The following is a 3,542-nucleotide window of genomic DNA, read 5'->3' on the forward strand; positions in this document are numbered from 1 at the left end:
TCCATTTATTGTGTAAGCTACTGTAGAGGTACTGCTGGCCAACAAGCCCGTTAAATTAATTGTCGCGCCAGATCCTACACAAACAGATGCAGCTTGCGCAGCTCCTGTTAACGTTGGCGTAGGATTAACAACAACAGTATTAGATAATGTTAAAGTAACATTACAAGTAGAAGGTGTAAAGGTATACTCTACTCCATCAATATATAATCGCCCAGCAGTTCTTGAAATAACAACTGTGTTTGTTGCAGATGTTGGAGTTACTGTCAAACGAGTTAATGTATCAACGGTTCCCAATGTATTAGGAACCGTTGTTGTGGCTCCGCCTGAAGTAATAGAGCCTGCTCCAGTATTATTATTCCGAGCTAAACTTACTATGATTGGCGTCCCTGCCGGAACAGTAGCCCCTAAAGTCAAAGTTACAGAAGAATATGTATTATTAAGTAATGCAGAAGTTGCTGCAACTGCAGAAGAACCTGCTGTAAGAATGGCTCCAACTGTATTATTAACATCACTTCCTAATCCAGAAGCACTTATAGCATTACCCGTTATTGGCGCAACAAAAGAACTAATTGAAGTGGCGTTTAAAGTAGTGTTTGCTACAACACTTGAAACCGTCACAGTAGCTTTCCCAGTCGCATCCAAAGTAACGGTTTGCGCACTTCCTCCATTAATATTATAGGTAACAACCGCATTGGGAGTTCCCGTTAAGTTAAAGACAGCATTGTTCCCAGAACAAATAGGAGTAGCAGAAGTAATATTTAAAGTAGGCGATGGATCAATTTGTATAGCAACCACATTACTATCATTATTACATGTTCCCGAAGAAACTACCCTTCTGTAATAAGTGGTAGCAGTAATAGATGCGGGGTCATAATCTTTACTGGTAGCCCCAGAAATGTAATTGAATGTTACATTATCAGTACTGCTTTCCCATTGATAAGTTAAAGCAGTTGTTCCTCCTGTTGCAGTGGAACCAACTATATTTCCTGCATCTCCACTAAAACAAAAAGTAGATGGAGAGGGTGCAGCAATAGTATTAGTTGCAATTGGCGTATAAGCCGTATAGGTTATAGTTGAAGAATTGGACGTTTTACCATACGAATCATTAAAAGTATAATTTATTGCAACTGGCCCTACAATCGTATTATTTATCGGAGTAAAAGTAACTTTACCCGTTCCCGAATCATACGTGAATGTTCCTTGCCCTGCAACCGTATTGGACGTTTGTATACCAGCTGTAGAAGTATCCAAATCTACCGCGGCTTTATTGACTGTCCCTAAGGTATTGACCGCTCCATTATCATTAGCGGTAATATCAGCAGAAATTGCAGGCAATCCCACGCATTCCGAAAAAGAATCTGGATTAGCAACTGGAGTTAATAATGTAGAAGGATCAACAGTAATATCAAGATTTCGTATTTCATGAAAATTATTTGAACCTCCTGTAGAAGAGGTGATTGCAAATTTTAAATTTGCTGGTGGAAGAGTTGCATAGGAATAATTACTAATAATAAGATCTCTAGTAGCGCCGTGAGTCAAATAAACATCAATAAAAAACCCAACGCCTGCATTAGGCCTTAAAATTATTTCAACTTTTCTAAAACCGGCACTGGCAGTCGTAGTTGCCACCCTAGATCCACCCGCTACATTAAAAGAACTTGCCAGCACAGTAGTTTGAACACTAGTCAAATAGGGATACTGAGTAGCCCCTGTAGTTCCATTCCCTTTTCCTCTCAACGTTACATTACTTGGCTTAGAACCTACTCCTCCATTTCTACCTTCTGTTCCATTTGAAAAATTACCAAACTCATCAATTCCAACTCCCAAATACCCCCCTTGAAAACCATTTTCGGCTGATTTTTGGGCATAGCCCAAAGATCCACCAAATGCACCTGGCGTAGGATTACTTACCAATGCATCAAACAAAACGAAAGCAATACCGTCAGCTCCGTCTCCTCCATAAGTATAATATTCAAATGAAATATTCATACCATAACTAGAAGGAAAAGCATTGGCGTCCGACCATATAAATCCTTTTTGGTTACCCGAAGCATTAGTTAATCTTAAATAACCAGATCCATTAGAATCGTTATACCCACCAGCTATTGCTCCAGCACCTCCCGTCAAGAAAGCAGCAGGAGCACCACCAAATTGAATTCCAGGGGCAGTTGAGTTTCTAAAAGATTGTGAAAAGGGGAATTGAGCCCTAATTGGATTCGCAACAAAAAATAATGCAAGAAAAAATAATAAAAGTGAAATTTTTTTATAAGTAATGTTTTTCATGTATCGGCGTTATTGTAATATTTTTTTTACTTTTTGAGTAGCGTAATAGCTATAAAAATGAAATGGTAAAATGCAATTAAAGTCCAAAAGCAAACATTCTCAACAGAAAAATGTTTTGATGGTCTTAATGCAAAAAGGATTGTCAGAAGTCGTTGTGTTCCGCATCAATTCTTGATACGCAATTATTTTGGCATAGCGCAACGCAGCCGTACCATTCCGCTTTGCAAACTGTTGCCGCTTTAGAAACGGAACTAGTTGCGGTGTAATTTTTTAAATAAATTCCTTGAAAAAAAGGGCTTGCAGAAGTAGCTGCAAACGACGCATTTGCCTTAACAGGGACAAAGACAAAAAATAAAACAACAAAAAATAATTGCTTATAAAAAGTAAGCAGTTTCAATCTAAAATCACACATATTCATCGACAGCTAAGTTTAACCTTGGATTTGGGAGCGCAAACATAGACAAACACGACAAACTTAACTACTTATATCTGATTAAATACAAGAAAAATCGACAAAAGACACCTTTTACACAAAAACATAAAAAAAAGAGTAAAAAACAGGCTAAAAAACTAGAAAACAAACCCTAACAAACTGTTCATTAAACCCTAACAGCATTCCAATCACCTCTAATCCGAAACGCAAAAAAATTAAAATTAAGCCAATGCAACACAAAATTTAGAGTCCATTTTTCGTCTTTTTTTATTCCCTTTTTTATAAAAAATCACATTTTTCCGACAACTTTAAAAGCAGCATTTCAATCTTAAAAACAATAAAATTGCGTCTTTCAAGTTCCAGAAAACCGAAGGCATTGCCAACAACTGAAATCACCAGGGCAAACGCACGAGTTTAAAAAGTTGACTATTTGATGAGAATTAGCGAGCCAATAGATTTAATTCAATTTTTTTGACACAAATTCCACAAATTCACACCGATTAATTTGTGCTAATTTGTGGAATTTGTGCCAATCTTTGACCGTATTCACCCCTGCGTTTGCCCTGCTTGAATGGTTCCAAAATTAGCTTCATTCAGTTTCTTTTACATTTAAAGAAAATCCACTTATTGGTCTTATCCAAAGAAATGAATCATTGTGTTAACTAAAAACAGCCTCTCCGAAAGGAAAGGCTGTTTTTAGTTAAACTGATTATTTATTCCATCGAAACAACAACAAATTCGCTGCGTCTGTTGGCTTGGTGTTCTGCTTCACTGCATTTCTCACCATCAGAACATGTATTTACCAATTGGCTTTCTCCATAGCCTT

The 3,542-nt window shown here is 37.3% G+C and carries 1 protein-coding gene and 1 pseudogene; both read right to left on the minus strand.

Annotated features, from left to right (window positions below):
• Nucleotides 1-2,283: pseudogene (locus tag ACNQGX_RS18200) on the minus strand (hypothetical protein); the annotation flags it as partial.
• Nucleotides 2,284-2,425: 142 nt separating this feature from the next.
• Nucleotides 2,426-2,701 carry a hypothetical protein gene (locus ACNQGX_RS18205; protein ID WP_417978714.1) on the minus strand — a complete coding sequence of 92 codons (276 nt, stop codon included), beginning with the start codon at nucleotides 2,699-2,701 and terminating at the stop codon, nucleotides 2,426-2,428.
• Between the last annotated feature and the right edge of the window lie 841 nt (nucleotides 2,702-3,542).

Origin of the sequence: Flavobacterium glycogeni, from assembly GCF_048286775.1 — a bacterium.
In the GTDB taxonomy this organism is placed as follows: domain Bacteria; phylum Bacteroidota; class Bacteroidia; order Flavobacteriales; family Flavobacteriaceae; genus Flavobacterium.

What these genes read in the sequence shown, in the direction of transcription:
- ACNQGX_RS18205 (WP_417978714.1), bottom strand. Translation starts at nt 2,701, where the DNA reads ATGAATATGTGTGATTTTAGATTGAAACTGCTTACTTTTTATAAGCAA.